The 13,973-nt window shown below is 71.9% G+C and carries 14 protein-coding genes and 1 pseudogene; 8 read left to right on the forward strand and 7 right to left on the reverse strand.

Translation table 11 applies throughout. The features are described 5' to 3' along the window. Positions 1–69: 69 nt before the first annotated feature. Positions 70–612 carry a GNAT family N-acetyltransferase gene (locus tag AB0J40_RS00705; protein ID WP_364445710.1) on the forward strand — a complete coding sequence of 181 codons (543 nt, stop codon included), beginning with the start codon at positions 70–72 and terminating at the stop codon, positions 610–612. After that, a complete protein-coding gene (locus tag AB0J40_RS00710) occupies positions 609–1,721 on the forward strand; it encodes an amidohydrolase family protein (protein ID WP_364445712.1) in 1,113 nt (370 codons plus the stop codon). The genes AB0J40_RS00705 and AB0J40_RS00710 overlap by 4 nt, the downstream gene beginning before the upstream one ends. Here AB0J40_RS00710 and AB0J40_RS00715 read toward each other — a convergent pair. Continuing rightward, positions 1,708–2,559, reverse strand: a complete 852-nt coding sequence (locus AB0J40_RS00715) for a helix-turn-helix transcriptional regulator (RefSeq protein ID WP_364445714.1) — start codon at positions 2,557–2,559, stop codon at positions 1,708–1,710. The two genes, AB0J40_RS00710 and AB0J40_RS00715, sit on opposite strands and share 14 nt — an antisense overlap. 172 nt (positions 2,560–2,731) lie before the next feature. On the opposite strand from AB0J40_RS00715, the gene AB0J40_RS00720 reads away from it, so the two are divergent. Both AB0J40_RS00720 and AB0J40_RS00725 read left to right on the forward strand, forming a co-directional pair. Continuing rightward, positions 2,732–3,667, forward strand: a complete 936-nt coding sequence (locus AB0J40_RS00720) for a DUF4037 domain-containing protein (protein WP_364445716.1) — start codon at positions 2,732–2,734, stop codon at positions 3,665–3,667. Continuing rightward, positions 3,660–4,349 carry a YoaK family protein gene (locus AB0J40_RS00725; RefSeq protein WP_364445718.1) on the forward strand — a complete coding sequence of 230 codons (690 nt, stop codon included), beginning with the start codon at positions 3,660–3,662 and terminating at the stop codon, positions 4,347–4,349. Before AB0J40_RS00720 ends, AB0J40_RS00725 begins: the two co-directional genes overlap by 8 nt. Here AB0J40_RS00725 and AB0J40_RS00730 read toward each other — a convergent pair. From AB0J40_RS00730 to AB0J40_RS00750, 5 genes are all read right to left on the reverse strand, one after another. Next, a complete protein-coding gene (locus AB0J40_RS00730; protein WP_364445719.1) occupies positions 4,303–5,040 on the reverse strand; it encodes an SDR family oxidoreductase in 738 nt (245 codons plus the stop codon). The genes AB0J40_RS00725 and AB0J40_RS00730 overlap by 47 nt on opposite strands. 101 nt (positions 5,041–5,141) lie before the next feature. Continuing rightward, positions 5,142–6,047, reverse strand: a complete 906-nt coding sequence (locus tag AB0J40_RS00735) for an amino acid ABC transporter permease (RefSeq protein ID WP_364445721.1) — start codon at positions 6,045–6,047, stop codon at positions 5,142–5,144. Next, positions 6,044–6,730 carry an amino acid ABC transporter permease gene (locus AB0J40_RS00740; protein WP_364445722.1) on the reverse strand — a complete coding sequence of 229 codons (687 nt, stop codon included), beginning with the start codon at positions 6,728–6,730 and terminating at the stop codon, positions 6,044–6,046. The genes AB0J40_RS00735 and AB0J40_RS00740 overlap by 4 nt, the downstream gene beginning before the upstream one ends. A 76-nt stretch (positions 6,731–6,806) precedes the next feature. Then, positions 6,807–7,658 (reverse strand): glutamate ABC transporter substrate-binding protein, encoded by an 852-nt coding sequence (locus AB0J40_RS00745; RefSeq protein WP_364445724.1) that lies wholly within the window; start codon positions 7,656–7,658, stop codon positions 6,807–6,809. Between the two features lie 52 nt (positions 7,659–7,710). Beyond that, on the reverse strand, positions 7,711–8,439 hold the full coding sequence (locus AB0J40_RS00750) for an amino acid ABC transporter ATP-binding protein (protein WP_364447233.1): 729 nt from the start codon (positions 8,437–8,439) through the stop codon (positions 7,711–7,713). Between the two features lie 275 nt (positions 8,440–8,714). Here AB0J40_RS00750 and AB0J40_RS00755 point away from each other — a divergent pair, with 275 nt between their 5' ends. Together AB0J40_RS00755 and AB0J40_RS00760 are read left to right on the forward strand one after the other, a co-directional pair. Beyond that, positions 8,715–9,389, forward strand: coding sequence for a response regulator transcription factor (locus AB0J40_RS00755; protein WP_364447236.1), 675 nt, complete (start codon positions 8,715–8,717; stop codon positions 9,387–9,389). A gap of 1 nt (position 9,390) precedes the next feature. Next, entirely contained in the window at positions 9,391–10,788 is a 1,398-nt protein-coding gene (locus AB0J40_RS00760) for a HAMP domain-containing sensor histidine kinase (RefSeq protein ID WP_364445725.1), read from the forward strand. On the opposite strand, the gene AB0J40_RS00765 is transcribed toward AB0J40_RS00760, so the two are convergent. Beyond that, positions 10,785–11,711 (reverse strand): TAXI family TRAP transporter solute-binding subunit, encoded by a 927-nt coding sequence (locus AB0J40_RS00765; protein ID WP_364445727.1) that lies wholly within the window; start codon positions 11,709–11,711, stop codon positions 10,785–10,787. The genes AB0J40_RS00760 and AB0J40_RS00765 overlap by 4 nt on opposite strands. An 83-nt stretch (positions 11,712–11,794) precedes the next feature. Between AB0J40_RS00765 and AB0J40_RS00770 the strand changes: the two genes are divergently transcribed. Then, positions 11,795–13,000: an FAD-dependent oxidoreductase gene (locus AB0J40_RS00770; protein ID WP_364445729.1), complete on the forward strand. Its 1,206-nt coding sequence runs from the start codon at positions 11,795–11,797 to the stop codon at positions 12,998–13,000. 284 nt (positions 13,001–13,284) lie between these two features. Then, a pseudogene (locus AB0J40_RS00775) lies at positions 13,285–13,812 on the forward strand (discoidin domain-containing protein); the annotation flags it as partial. Positions 13,813–13,973 lie beyond the last annotated feature (161 nt).

Consider the following 13,973-nt stretch of genomic DNA (forward strand, 5'->3'; position numbering starts at 1 on the left):
TCGCGAGCGTTTTGCCGATGGGAAACCAGCTGCGGTTCGTGCTTCGCCCGGCGTGGCAGGATGGGTCTCGTGGGAGTCGAATCGCGTTCCGAGATCGAGGTTTTGCCGCCGTCGGCCGACCGCGCCGTGATCGACCGGATCACCGCGCTCGTCAACCACGTCTACGCCGAGTCCGAGAAGGGGCTCTGGCAGGGCAGCACCGACCGGACCTCCGCCGACGAGGTGGCCGGCTTCGTGCGGGCCGGGGAGATCGCTGCCGCCTTCGTCGACGGCGACCTGGCCGGGTCGGTGCGCATCCAGCGGCTCGACGAGACGACCGGCGAGTTCGGCATGCTCGCGGCCGACCCCGCGCGACGCGGCCTCGGCATCGGACGTGAGCTGGTGGCGTTCGCCGAGCGGGCGAGCCGGGACGCGGGCTGCCGCGAGATGCAGCTGGAACTGCTGGTGCCGCGGGAGTGGACGCACCCGGCCAAGCAGTTCCTCGCCGAGTGGTACGACCGGCTCGGCTACCGCGTGACGCACCGCGCCGACCTCGCGGTGGACTACCCGCACCTCGCGCCGTCGCTGGCCACGCCGTGCGATTTCCTCATCTACCGCAAGGCACTCGGGTGACGGTGCTCGCCGGGGCGCACGTGTTCGACCCCGAGAGCGGCGAGACGACCCGCGCCGACGTCCGGCTCGACGGCGCGCGGATCGCCGAAGTCGGGCAAGGCCTCGACGGCCCGCCCGTCGACTGCTCCGGTGGGCTGCTGATCCCCGGGCTCATCGACTGCCACGTGCACGTCGCCTTCCGGCGGCCTTCGCCGTTGCCGCGCAGTGCCCGGATCCTCGAGGCCGTGCCGGTGCTGCGGCGGCTACTGGCGCGGGGGATCACGACAGTTCGCGACGCGTGGGGCGCCGACGCCGGCTTCAAGCACGCGCTGGCCGAGGGCTGGATCGACGGACCGGACCTGCTGGTCAGCCTGCGTCAGCTGGGCCCGACCGGCGGGCTCGGCGACGTGTGGGACCCGGCCGCGGGAGCCGTCGACAACTACGGCGACCCGTCGCTGCCGGACCCGTTGTTCGACGGGCCGGACGCCGCCCGCGCGGCCGTCCGCCGGATGGTGCGCGCGGGCGCCGACTGGATCAAGGTCGGCGCGAGCAGCTCGATGCGTGCGGTCCACGCGGGCGTGGACGTCCGCCCGACCGACGACGAACTCGCCGCCGTGGTCGACGAGGCCGCCCGCTGCGACCGTGACGTCCTGGCGCACGCGCACACCTCGGCGGCCGTGGTGTCGGCGGCCCGTGCGGGGGCACGCAGCATCGAGCACGGCACGTTCCTCGACGACGCGGCCGTTTCGGCGTTGGCGGACGCCTGGTACGTGCCGACGCTCTCGCCGATGAGCGACACCGAGTCCGCCGCCACGCACCGGCGTTCGCTGCGCCTCGCGGTGGAGGCGGGCGTCCGGATCGCCGCGGGGTCGGACATGGCCCCGCGTCCCCATGTCGACTTGACGACCGAGCTGCGCCTGCTGGCCGAGGTGCTGGGGAACGCGGCCGCGGTGAAGGCGGCAACGTCCGAAGCGGCGCGGCTGCTCAGGCTCGACGACGACCGCGGCCGGGTCGCGCCGGGGTTGCGTGCGGACCTGGTGCTGCTGGACGGCGTGGATCTCGACGTGTCGGAGCTACCGGCCCGGGTCCGGGCAGTCTGGCACGACGGACAGCTGGTCACTTCGCCATGAGATCGAACTCCTCGGTCAGGCGGACCAGGAACTCCCGCGACTCGCGTTCGGACAACGCTGCCTGTTCGAGGCGGGCGCGAAGGATGTAGAAGGCTTCGACCGCCACGCGGTCGTCGACGAACAGGCCGGCGGCGAAGGTTTCTTCGTACGCCACCGGCGGGTGTTCGGCGAACTCCAGGATCGTGAACCGGCTGCCCACCAGGTGGTACGGCGGTGCCGAGGCGGGCACCACCCGGATCGTGCAGTGGGGCAGGTTCGTGGCCAGTACCAACGACTGCAGCTGTTCGTGCATCAGCGCCGGGTCGCGCAGGATCGATCTCAACGTGTGCTCGTAGACGAAGTAGACGCAGTGGGGCGGGTTTCGGCGCTGCAGCAGCCGTTGCCGGTCCATCCTCGCGCGGACCAGGCTCTTCAGCCGATCCGTGGTGTAGCGGCCGGACAGCTCGTAGATGCCGCGCACGTAGTCCTCGGTCTGGAGCATGCCCGGCAGGGCCGCCGGGCTGTTGGAGATCACCGCCGTCGCCAGGTTTTCCTGGATGATCAGGGACTTCATCGGGTCGACGAGCTCGTCGAAGTACGGCCGCACCCAGTACAGCTCGCTCGGTGGCCGGGTCAGCTGCAGCAGCCGCTCGCGCTCGGGCGCCTCGGTGCCGCAGTGGGCGAGGTAGATCGCCAGGTCGATCGGCGAGATGCGCCGGCCGTTCTCCCAGCCCGACACCTTCGACGCCGACCAGTGGGCGCGCCGGGCCACCTCGCGCAGCGACATCTGTTTCGCCTCGCGCTGGGCCTTCAGCTCGACGCCCATCTCCCGCGTCCGTACTGTGCTCTTTTCGGTCATGTCCGCACGCTAAAGGCAACCACCGACAAAACGGCTCCTGCCGCGCAGGGGTTCACCGGAACGGATGTTGCTGTTCTGCCTGTGCGACAACGGATTCCGCTCGCGAAGCGCTGCGAAGCAGCTTCGCATAAATGAAGCGCGCTTCGCGGGTTGCCAAGCCACACTGGCATTCATGACCTTCCTTTCCGGAATCGAGCTGAGCCGCCGGTTCTACGCCGAAGCCGTCGCGCCGGTCGTCGACGGTCCGCACACCGCCGCGCTGGTCGGGCCCGGCTCCGAGGTCCTCGGCTTCGACACCGCGCGCTCCACCGACCACGACTGGACCGCCCGCGTCTTCCTGTTCCTCCCGGAAGTCCGGGAGGTCCCGGTCCCCGCCACCTTCGGAGACCACCCCACGAAACTGGAAGTCGCGACGCTCGACGAGTGGGTCCGCGGCTTCCTCGGCTTCGACCCGCGCGACGCCGGCCGCCACGACTGGCTCGCCACCCCGACCCAGGTCTTCGCCGAGTTCACCGGCGGGGCGGTGCACCACGACGACCTCGGGTTCGAAGCGCTCCGGCGGCGCGTCGCCTGGTACCCCGGCGACGTCTGGCGGTACGTCCTCGCCTGCCAATGGCAGCGCATCGGGCAGGAGGACGCGTTCGTCGGCCGATGCGGGGAGGTCGGGGACGAGCTGGGCTCCGCCGTCGTCGCGGCGCGGCTCGTGCGGGACCTCATGCGGCTGTGCCTGCTGATGGCCCGCCGGTACCCGCCGTACAGCAAGTGGCTCGGGAGCGCCTTCGCGCGGCTGCCCGCGGCCGCGGCGCTGACCCCGCACCTCACCGGCGCCCTCGCGGCGACGGACTGGCGGGAGCGCGAACGCCACCTCGTCGCGGCCTGCGAGAACGTCGCCCGGCAGCACAACGCGCTCGGCCTCACCGAACCGGTCGAGCCCCGCGTGAGCTGCTTCTTCGACCGGCCGTTCCGGGTGATCCACGCCGAACGGTTCGTCCGCTCGCTGGTCGGCGACACGCCGATGACCGGGGCGATCGACCAGTTCGTCGACAGCACCGACGTGCTCGGACACCGCGCACTGACCCGCGCGGTGGTTGACTGCGCGCATGGCTGAACCGAAACCGCGCGACCTGGCCGCGCCGCTGCTGACGCTGACCGTCGTGACCGGCGTCGTCGACGCCGTCAGCTTCCTCGGACTGGGCCGGGTGTTCGTCGCCAACATGACCGGCAACGTCGTGTTCCTCGGGTTCGCGGCGGCGGGGGAGACGACGCTGTCGGTGCTCGCGTCGCTGACCGCGGTGCTGGCGTTCCTGGCGGGCGCGCTCGCGGGCGGGCGGCTGGCCCGCCGCGACGACGACCACGACGCCCTCCGGCAGGCGACGGCGGTCCAGGCGGCGCTGGTGGCGGTGGCGGTGGTGCTGTCGGCGACGCTGGGCGCCGGCACGCGGCCGGGCAGCGAGCTGCTGATCGTCGTGCTGGGCCTGGCGATGGGCCTGCAGAACGCGGCGGTCCGCCGGATCGGCGCGCCCGACCTGACGACGACGGTCCTGACGATGACGCTGACCGGCTTCGCGGCGGACTCGAAGGCGGCCGGCGGCCCGGGGTCGCACCCGCTGCGGAAGGTGGCGGCGGTGGGCGCGATGCTGATGGGCGCGCTGGCCGGCGGATTGCTGCAGCTGCACGTCGCGATGTGGACGGCGCTGGCACTGGCCTTGGTGCTCATCCTCGGTGTGCTGGCCGTGCTGCAGCTCAACCGAGGGCGCGGCCGCCGTCCACCAGCAGCCGCTGGCCGGTGACGAACCCCGCGTCCTCCGACGCGAAGAAGCTCACCGCCGCCGCGACGTCCTCCGGGGTGCCGAGCCGGCCCGCCGGGACCGACGCGCGGTACGCCTCGCGCTCCGCCTCGTCGACCTCCGCGTGCCGCTCCACCGGGACGAAGCCCGGGGCCACGGTGTTGACCGTGATGCCGTCCGGGGCCAGCTCGCGGGCCCACGCGCGGGTCAGGCCGATCTGCGCGCTCTTCGCCGTCGCGTACGCCGAGCGGCCGGGTGGCGGGCGGTCCGCGACCTCGGAGTCGACGTGGACGATCCGGCCGTGGCCGCGGGCCCGCATCCCCGGCAGCACCGCGTGCCCGAGCAGCACCGGGGACCGCACGAAGAAGTCCAGCTGCGCCAGGTGGTCCGGCCAGTCCACTTGGGACACCGGGGCCTCGGGCTGCGGACCGGTCGCGTTCAGCACCAGCACCGTGATCGGGCCCAGCAGCGCGGTGACGCCGTCGACGAGCTCGCCGACCTGACGGCGGTCGGTGACGTCCGCGGCGAACGCCGCCGCCTTGCCGCCTTCGGCGAGGATGCCCTCCGCCGCCGTCTTGAGGTCGGCGTCGTCGTGGTGGCCGTTGACCGCGACGGCGAACCCGTCGCGCGCCAGTCTGCGCGCGATCACCCGGCCGAGCCCGCGGGAACTGCCGGTCACCAGTGCGACACCCATGCGCCCGACGCTAGGGGAGACCCCCGGGTAGGACAACCCGGCCACGAAAAAGCGGGTGGGTGCGGCCTGCGCACCCACCCGCTCGCCGAGCCGACCGGGAGTCAGACACCCCGGCCGGTGGCCATGTCGGTTTCCGCCACGATCGACGACGGAGCCTCTTCGAGCGGCTTCGCCCCGCGGGGCGCCTTCTTCCGGCGCGAAAGCTTCCGCTCCAGGTAGGAGGCGAGCCGGGTCAGGAGCAGGTTCAGCACGATGAAGATGATCGCGATGACGATCAGCGTCGGGATCGTGTTGTTGAAGTTGCCGGTGATCGGGCCGGAGCCACGGATCAGCTCGTCGTAGCCGATGGTCAGCTGACCGGCGAGCGCGGTGTCCTTCAGGATGACCACCAGCTGGCTGACCAGGGCCGGCAGCATCAGCGTGATGGCCTGCGGGAGCAGGACGTTCGTCATCACCTGCGTCTTGCGCAGGCCGAGGGCCGAGGCGGCCTCGGTCTGTCCTTTCGGGAGGGACAGGATGCCCGCGCGGAACACCTCGGCCAGCACCGAGCCGTTGTAGAGGACCAGGCCGGTCACCGCCGCGAACAGCGGGCGGGTGTCGGCTTCGATGCCGGTGTAGTAGGCGTAGAACGACGCCGCGAACACCATCAGCAGCAGCACCGGGATGGCGCGGAAGAACTCCACCACCGCACCGACCGGGATCCGGATCCACCTGTGCTCGGACAGCCTGCCGATGCCCAGCAGCGCGCCGATCGGCAGCGCGATCACGATGGACAGCGCCGCGGCCTTCAGCGTGTTCAGCAGGCCCGGCAGCAGGAACTGGGTCCAGGTCGAGCCGTCGACGAACGGCTTCCAGAGCGCGCCGGCCCACTGGCCCTTCTCGTCGAAGCCCCGGTACACGAACCACGCCACCAGCAGCAACACCAGCACGAACAGCACGCTGTAGATCCAGTTGCGCGTGCGCGCCTTCGGGCCGGGGATGTCGTAGAGGACGGACTGCGTGCTCATCGCTTGACCTCGGCTTTCTTGGCGACCCAGCCCAGCAGCAGGCCGAGCGGCAGGACCAGGGCGACGAACACCGCGGCGAACAGGATGAAGACCAGGAACAGCGAGTCGGACTCGTTCTCCACCATCGTCGACATCAGCAGCGACGCCTCGGCGACCCCGATCACCGAGGCCACGGTGGTGTTCTTCAGCAGCGCGATCAGGACGTTCGCCAGCGGCGCGATGACCGAGCGGAACGCCTGCGGCAGCACGATCAGCGTGAGCACCTGCAGGAAGTTCAGCCCCAGCGCCCGCGCCGCCTCCGCCTGGCCGACCGGGACGGTGTTGATGCCCGAGCGCAGCGACTCGCACACGAACGTCGCCGTGTAGACGATGAAGCCCAGCACGGCCAGCCGGAACGCGTTGTCGGCCAGCGACGTGGGCGAGTCCGCCGCGGCCAGGTTGATGCCCAGCGTGGACGACAGACCCAGCGACGTGAAGATGATGATCACGGTCAGCGGGGTGTTCCGGAAGATGTTCACGTACGCCGTCGCGAAGCCGCGCATGATCGGCACGGGACTGACCCGCATCGCGACGAGGATCGTGCCCCAGACGAGCGCCCCGATCGCCGAGAAGAACGTGAGCTGGATCGTCGTCCAGAACGCCTCGACGAGGTTGTAGTCAGGGTTGTTCAGAAAATCGAACACGGTTGTCCAACCTGGCCTCGGTATGGGAACGGTGCGCCGCGGTCACGGCGCACCGTTCGACTTCACAAACCGGATATCAGGGAGCGATCGCCGGCGCCTGCGGGATCTTGTAGCCCGACGGGCCGACGTTGGCCTGCAGCGACTTCTCCCAGGAGCCGTCCTGCTCCATCGCCTGGATGGCCTTGTTGATCGCGGCCTTGCCGTCCGCGTCGTCCTTCTTCAGGCCGACGCCGTAGTTCTCGTCCGTGAAGCCCTTGCCGACCAGCTTGAGCTTGCCGGGCTGCTGCGCGGCGTAGCCGGCGAGGATCACGTCGTCGGTGGTCATCGCGTCGACGGTGCCGTTGAGGAGCGCGGTGACGCAGTCGGTGTACTTGCCGACCTCCTGCAGCTGCACCTCCTTGGCGTACTTCGACTTCACGTTCTGCGCCGGGGTCGAGCCCTTGACCGAGCAGAGCTTCTTGTTGCCGGTCAGCGACTCGGGGCCGGTGATGTCGGTGTTGTCCTGGCGGACCAGCAGGTCCTGGTGCGCGACGAAGTACGGGCCGCCGAAGGAGACGTCGTTCTTGCGCTTGTCGGTGATCGAGTAGGTGGCGACGATGAAGTCGACCTCACCCTTCTTGATCAGGTCCTCGCGCTGCGCCGACTGCGCTTCCTTCCAGGTGATCCCCGACTCGTCCACGCCGAGCTGCTTCGCGATGTACTTCGCGACGTCGACGTCGAAGCCGGCGTAGGTGCCGTCCGGCTTCTTCAGGCCGAGGCCCGGCTGGTCGAACTTGATGCCGATCGTCAGCTTCTTGTTGTCCTTGGCCCGCTGGACCAGGTTCTTGTCGCCGCTCGCGCCGCTGCCGGACCCGCCGCCGCAGGCCGTCAGGGCCAGCCCGGCGGCCATCACGACCGCGCCGACCTGCAGAACTCGGTTCAACCGCATCGTCTCTGGTGTTCCTTCCGAATCTCGTCCGGCCGCACGGCCGGGGAAAGTGCTAGTGGGTCAGGATCTTGCCGAGGAAGTCCTTCGCGCGCTCGCTCTTGGGCGCGGTGAAGAACTCGTCCGGCGTCGTGTCCTCGACGATCTCGCCGTCGGCCATGAAGATCACCCGATCGGCTGCCCGGCGGGCGAAGCCCATCTCGTGGGTGACGACCAGCATCGTCATGCCGTCCTTGGCCAGGCCGGTCATGACGTCGAGGACCTCCTGGACCATCTCCGGGTCCAGCGCCGAGGTCGGCTCGTCGAACAGCATGACCTTCGGCCGCATCGCCAGCGCCCGCGCGATCGCCACGCGCTGCTGCTGGCCGCCCGACAGCTGCGCCGGGTACTTGTCGGCCTGGTTGGCGATGCCGACGCGCTCCAGCAGCTCCAGCGCCGTCTTGCGCGCTTCGGCCTGCGAGGTCTTGCGGACCTTCACCGGCGCGAGCATGACGTTCTCGAGGATGGTCTTGTGCGCGAACAGGTTGAACGACTGGAACACCATGCCGACGTCCGCGCGCAGGGCCGCGAGGGCCTTGCCTTCGGCGGGCAGGGGGACGCCGTCGACGGCGATCTCGCCCGAGTTGATCGGTTCGAGCCGGTTGATCGCCCGGCACAGGGTCGACTTGCCCGACCCCGACGGACCCAGCACCACGACGACCTGGCCGCGAGGCACCTCGAGCGTGATCTCCCTGAGCACGTGCAGGTCGCCGAAGTACTTGTTCACGGCGGACGCCTTGATCATCGGCGCCGCCACCTCCGCGGTCATCTGGCCTCCAGGGTCGTTCGAATGCGGCGTGGGTCACCACGCGATGGCGAGAACCTACCGTTGCTTTACCGGCTGGCAAGCCGAGTTGAGCAATACTTAGGGTTTCAACTGCGTATCGATGTCCATTTTGGGGGTATCGGCGTCAGCGTAACCCACAGTCACCGTCCGGGTGGCCCGTGCGCGGTGCGGCGGGACGTCCTAGAGTTCGGCGCTACCGGCCGGTGGAGCGGCTCACCATGGGAGGCGGACGGGTGCGGGTGCTGCTGGTGGAGGACGACGACCGGGTCGCGGGCGCCCTCATCCCGGCGCTGACCCGCCGCGGCCTGGCGATCGCGCGGCTGGCCACCGGCGCCGGCGTGCTCGAGCGCGTGCACGAGGTCGACGTCGTCCTGCTCGACCTGGGGCTGCCGGACATCGACGGCGTCACCCTCTGCACCCAGATCCGCGCGGTCAGCGACGTCGCGATCATCGTCGTGTCGGCCCGCGGCGAGGTCGACGACCGGATCCGGGGCCTGCGCGCGGGCGCCGACGACTACCTCGTCAAGCCCTACGACGTCGAGGAGCTGCTCGCCCGCGTCGAAGCCGTGCGCCGGCGCCGTCCGGAGCACACCGTCACCGAGCCGGTGGTCATCGAGGTGGGTGACGTCAGCGTCGACCTGGCGCGGCACGAGGTGCTGGTCGACGGGCGCGCGATCGCGTTGTCCCGCAAGGAGTTCCAGGTGCTCGCGCTGGTCGCCGGCGCGCGCGGCGCGGTGTGCTCGCGCGAGCACGTGCTGACCGAGGTGTGGGGGCACCGGGGCGCCGCGGAGAGCCGGTCGCTGGACGTCCACGTCGCGACGCTGCGGACGAAGCTGGGCCGCCCGGCGCTGATCGAGACGGTCCGCGGGGTCGGCTACCGGCTCGGCGGCGCGGCCGCCCGGAGCTGACGTGCGCGTCCGGCTGCAGGGCATCGTGCTGACGCTGGTGGCGCTGCTGGTGTTCGGCCTCGGCATCCCGCTGGCCATCTCGATCGCCGCCGGCGCGCAGCAGGACCTCTTCCTCGACCGGCTCACCGACACCGCGCGCTTCGCGTCGCTGGCGCAGCGGCCGCTGCTGGACAACAAGCCGTACCTGATCGAGCCCGACGTCCGCCGCTACACCGAGGTGTACGGCGTCCAGGTGGTGGTCGTCGACCAGGACGGCAGGCCGGTAGTCACGTCGCTGGGCCCGGCCGCCGCGCGGATCGACCTCAAGGACGAGCGGATCAGCGACCCGGTGCACGAGGCACTGGCCGGCCGCCGGTCGCAGCCCGCCGGCGTGCTGATGCCGTGGGACTCGACGCCGCTGGTGCTCGCCGAGCCGGTGCTCGCCGACGGCGAGGTGCGCGGGGCGGTGCTCACCGTGTCCACCACCGATTCCGAGCGCGCCGCCGTGCTGTGGTGGTGGCTGCTGCTCGCCGCGGGCGGCATCCTCGCCTTCGTGCTGGCGCTCGCCGTGGCGATCCCGGTCGTGCGGTGGATCCTGAAGCCGGTCAAGCGGCTCGACGACGCGACCGGCGCCCTGGTGGCGTCCGTGGTCAGCGGGCGGGAGGCCGAGCCGGTGGGGGAGGGCGGCGGACCGCCGGAGCTGCGGCAGCTCGGCCGCTCCTTCGACCGGATGGCCGAAAGCGTGTCGACCGCCTTGGCCGCGCAGCGCGCGTTCGTCGCGGACGCCTCCCACCAGCTGCGCAACCCGCTGACCGCGCTGAAGATCCGGCTCGGGAACCTCGACGGCCACGTCGTCGACGACCAGTCCGCCGCCGACCTGGAGGCCGCGCGCGTCGACGCCGGGCGGCTGCACCAGATCCTCGACGGCCTGCTCTCGATGGCCCGCGCCGAGGCGTCCGGGGGCGAGCTGGACCCGGTGGTGCTCGACGATGCCGTCGCCGAGCGCGTCGCCGACTGGTCGGTGGTCGGCGAGGCCAGGGACGTGCGCCTGGTCGTCGACGCGGCGGGCGACGGCGCGCGGGTCCGGATGCCGCCGCGCGGCGCCGAGACGATCCTGGACGCGCTGCTGGACAACGCGCTGAAGTTCACCGCGGCCGGCACCGAGATCCGGATCGCGGTCGAACGCGACGGCGACCGGGTGCGCCTGTCCGTCCGCGACCACGGGCCGGGCCTGCCGCCCGAGGAGCTCGACCGGGCGCTGGACCGGTTCTGGCGCAGCCCGGCGCACCAGAACGTGCCGGGTTCGGGGCTGGGCCTGGCGATCGTGTCCGAGCTGACCGCGCACTCCGACGGCGAGCTGGCGCTCGACCTGCCCGAAGGCGGCGGCCTGCGGATCACGATGACGTTCCCGGCCGCCTAGGTCTTCTTGTCCCGGTAGTACCGCAGCGCGCCGGGGTGCAGCGGGATCGGCTGGGTCTCGATGCCCGGGTGGACGTCGATCGACAGCGCCGCCGGGTTGGCCAGCGCCAGCTGCTGGCGCGCGTCGAACAGGCCCCGGACCAGCGCCTCGGCGACGTCGTCGCTCATCGACTTCGGGACGATCAGGAAGTTGGGCACCAGCAGCGTGGTCACCGGGCCCGGCTGGTTGTACGTGCTCGCCGGGATGGACGCGGTGCCGTAGACCTGGTTGATCTCCTGCATCTTCGGCATCACGTCGGCGATGTCGAGCAGGCGCAGCGACTGCGTGCCGTTGTAGGCGGCCAGCGTGGGCGTCGGCAGGCCGCCGGACCAGAAGAAGGCGTCGATCTCGCCGTCGAGCAGGGCCTTGACGGAGTCGTCGAGCCCGCGGGAGCTGGTGGTGACCGACCCGGTCAGATCGGTCGCCTGCAGGAGCCGGCGGGCGATGTACTCCACGCCCGAGGATTTCGCGCCGGTCGCGATCCGGCGGCCGCGCAGCTGCCCGACGGTCTTGATATCGGAGTCGGCGCGCACGACGACGTGCAGGTAGTCGTCGTGGATGCGGGCGAGCGTGGTCAGCCGCGGATCGCTCTTGTACCGGTCGGCGGCGACGTCGGCGGCGACGAACGCGACGTCGGCGGCCCCGGCGAGCACCTTGTCGATGTTGTCGGGCGAGCCCTGGGTCTGCAGCACGGCGGGCCGCTCGATGCCCAGGCCGGCGGCCCAGGCCGTGGCGAGGGTCTGGGCGAGCTTGTCGTAGACACCGCCGGGGTTGCCGGCGGCGATCCGCAGCTTCAGGTCGCCGAACCCCGAGCTGCACGCCGAGAGTACCAGGACCAGGGCGGCCGCCATCGCGAGCGCCTGCCTCCGCCGCGTCGTGGCCACGGCCCGATCGTGCCAGATCCGGCGCCCCGGCGGTTGGCGACGGGCGATCCGGGCACCCCTCGCGCAGAGGAAGGGAGAGCGGCATGGACGTCGTCGTCGTGGGTGGCGGGCTGGCGGGGCTGAGCGCGGCGCGGCGGCTGCGCCGGGCCGGCGCCGAGGTCACGGTGCTGGAGGCGGGCGACGACGTCGGCGGCCGGGTGCGCACCGACGTCGTCGCCGGGTTCCGGCTCGACCGCGGGTTCCAGGTGCTGCTGCCCGCGTACCCGGCGCTGCGGCGGCTGGCCGACGTCGCCGCGTTGCGGCCGCGGCCCTTCACGCGCGGCGCGATCGCGATGACCGGCTCGGGCCGCCGGTGGCTCGCCGGGCCGTGGCACGGCCTGCCCGCGCTGCGCGGGGCCGCCGCGTTCGCGGTGAGCCGCCCCGCCGACGGCGCGCGGATGGCGGCGCTGGCGGCCAAGGACGTGCTGACGGCCGACCGGACGGACAACGGGCGCAGCACCGCCGAGGAGCTGCGGCACTGGGGGCTGACCCGGGCGACGGTCGAGGAGGTGCTGCGGCCGTTCCTGGCCGGGGTGTTCCTCGACCCGGCACTGACGACGTCGAGCCGCATGTTCCACCTGATCTGGCGCAGCTTCCTGCGAGGCGGCGGCGCGTTGCCCGCCGAGGGGATGCAGGCCCTGCCGCGGCAGCTGGCGGCCGGGCTGACCGTGCGCACCGGCGTCGAGGTCGACGCGGTCACCGAGGACGGCGTCCGCACGCGGGACGGCGAAGAAGTCCGCGCGCGGGCCGTGGTGGTGGCGACCGACGGGGACACGGCCGCGCGGCTGCTGCCGGGGGTCGAGGCGCCGGGCTGGCACGCGGTCACGACGTTCTACTACCGCGCGCGCACCTCGCCGCTGCGCTCACCGACCCTGCTGGTCGACGGCCTCGACGACCTGCTGCTGAACACGGCGGTGCTCAGCGAGGTGTCCCGGGCCTACGCTCCGGAGGGCTCGGCGCTGATCGCCGCGTCGGTGCCGGACCGTGCCGACCCGGGGCTGGAACCGAGGGTCCGGCGGCGGCTGGCGCGGCTCTACGAGACGGACACCAGCGGTTGGGAGCTGCTCGGGACATACGCGGTGCCGAAAGCGCTGCCGGTGTTCGGGCCGGGCGCCCCGCTGCGCCGCCCGGTGCGGGTCGGCCCGGGCCGGTACGTGTGCGGGGACCACCGGGACACGCCGTCCGTGCAGGGCGCGCTGGTGTCCGGGCAGCGGGCGGCCGCGGCGGCCTTGGCCGACCTCGTCGCGTAAGTCCACAGTGGACGGCGGGGATGGGCATGGCTGACTCCCGGGGAGGGGCCCCTGGGCGGGTGGCGGCGCCACGCAGAGGTTCGAGGTGGAACCGGTTCCGAGGATCGCTCCGCGGCGCGGAACTGTCAAGGGTTGACAGGTCGGGTGCGGTGGTATGAACCTTTTCACCGATCGTTCCCCGCCGGCCCTCGAGGGCATCCGCCCGGCGTTCAGGGGACGAGCCGGGCCGCGCCGTCCCCTGACCGGCGGCGGGTCCGCCCCACTTCCCCGGCCAGGGAGGAACCATGCCCTCGAACGTCCCGCCGCGGCGCCGTCGCCGCGGACCCGGTACCCGGTTGGCGACCCTCGCGGCGGCCCTCGCGGTCGCCGTCCTCGGCCTCGCCGCGCCGCCGGCGACCGCGGCGGACGCCTTGATCTCCCAAGGCAAACCCGCCACGGCGTCGTCGGTGGAGAACGCCGGCACCCCCGCGAGCGCGGCGGTGGACGGCAACACCGCCACCCGCTGGTCGTCGCAGTTCAGCGATCCACAGTGGATCCAGGTCGACCTCGGCGGGGCGGCGACCGTCAGCCAGGTCGTGCTCCGCTGGGAAGCCGCCTACGCCACGGCGTACCAGATCCAGGTGTCCGCCACCGGTTCCACGTGGTCCACTGTGTACCAGACGACCACCGGCACCGGGGGCACGCAGACGCTGAACGTGACCGGCTCCGGCCGGTACGTCCGGCTCGCCACGACCGCGCGCGCCACCCCGTACGGCGTCTCGCTGTGGGAGTTCCAGGTGTTCGGCACCGGCGGCGGGACGACGCAACCCGGCGCGGGCACCCCGCCGGACTCGTTCTGGGGTGACACCGCGAGCATCCCGGCCGCGCACAACGTGCTCACCGTGAAGGTGCTCAACCGCACCAACGGCAAGTACCCGGACAGCCAGGTGTACTGGAACTTCGGCGGCCAGACGCATTCGATCGCCGAACAGCC

It is taken from the genome of Amycolatopsis sp. NPDC049691 (assembly GCF_040675005.1).
Classification (GTDB): domain Bacteria; phylum Actinomycetota; class Actinomycetes; order Mycobacteriales; family Pseudonocardiaceae; genus Amycolatopsis.